Below are 669 nucleotides of genomic sequence, written 5' to 3'. Positions count from 1 at the left end.
AACTACCAAATTGTTACGCAGCCATCCGGACATCAAAGTCGTGGTGGTCACCGTGTGCGAGGAAGACCCGTTTCCTACCCGCCTTCTGCAGGCAGGAGCGGCCGGTTACTTGACCAAGGGCGCAGGCCTGGCGGAGATGGTGCAAGCCATCCGCCTGGTATTTGCTGGCCAGCGGTATATCAGCCCACAGATTGCCCAGCAGTTGGCGATCAAGTCCTTCCAGCCGACCAGCGACTCGCCGTTTGATGCGTTGTCGGAGCGCGAGATCCAGATCGCCTTGATGATCGTCGGTTGCCAGAAAGTGCAGTCGATCTCTGACAAGCTGTGCCTGTCGCCTAAAACCGTGAACACCTACCGCTATCGCATTTTCGAGAAGCTCGCCATCAGCAGTGATGTTGAATTGACCCTGCTCGCAGTGCGTCACGGCATGGTGGACGCCAGCGCCTGACATGACCACACCGTTTGATCCGAGTGCCTTTCTTTCAACCTGCAGTGGCCGCCCCGGCGTGTACCGCATGTTCGACAGCGAGGCACGCCTGCTTTATGTGGGCAAAGCCAAAAACCTGAAAAGCCGTCTGGCGAGCTACTTTCGCAAGACCGGTCTTGCGCCGAAAACCGCCGCCCTGGTGGCGCGTATCGCTCAGGTCGAAACCACCATCACCGCCAATG

The 669-nt window shown here is 58.4% G+C and carries 2 protein-coding genes; both read left to right on the top strand.

Translation table 11 applies throughout. The features are described 5' to 3' along the window. Window positions 1-448, top strand: a 448-nt coding sequence (locus A7D21_RS34075) for a LuxR C-terminal-related transcriptional regulator (protein WP_069553859.1), incomplete at its 5' end; no start/stop codon positions are given. A gap of 1 nt (window position 449) precedes the next feature. Continuing rightward, on the top strand, window positions 450-669 hold a 220-nt coding region (locus A7D21_RS34070; protein ID WP_171902677.1), incomplete at its 3' end, for a GIY-YIG nuclease family protein.

This window comes from Pseudomonas sp. AP19 (genome assembly GCF_001728855.1).
GTDB classification, from domain to species: Bacteria; Pseudomonadota; Gammaproteobacteria; order Pseudomonadales; family Pseudomonadaceae; genus Aquipseudomonas; species Aquipseudomonas fluorescens.
This window is presented reverse-complemented; position numbering and strand designations above follow the sequence as displayed.